At 67.5% G+C, this 231-nt stretch carries 1 protein-coding gene; it reads right to left on the bottom strand.

The genetic code is table 11. The features are described from left to right. Window positions 1-231, bottom strand: a 231-nt coding sequence (locus SB689_RS24345) for a hypothetical protein (protein ID WP_410694582.1), incomplete at both ends; no start/stop codon positions are given.

Here is a 231-nt window from a genome sequence, read left to right as displayed (position 1 = left end):
ACGAGAGGATCACTCAGCCCCCAAGCCAGCAGGCTGGAGACGATGACCGCGATGATCGGCGTGGTCTTGCACAGCATGCCCGCCGCGCTCTCACTCATCCGCAAGGCCATCAGGCCGTGCTTGAGATGGCGGCGTGCCAGGATCAGCCACGCCAGGCAGCCCAGCCCGATGGCGAGTGTCGGCCAGTGCAGCCCTTGCGCGCCTGCCGACAGCGACTCGCCCATCGCGATC

This window comes from Chryseobacterium sp. SIMBA_038 (genome assembly GCF_046535115.1).
Lineage (GTDB): Bacteria > Bacteroidota > Bacteroidia > Flavobacteriales > Weeksellaceae > Chryseobacterium.
Note: the sequence above shows the minus strand (reverse complement) of the source record. Positions and strands in the feature narration are given on the sequence as shown.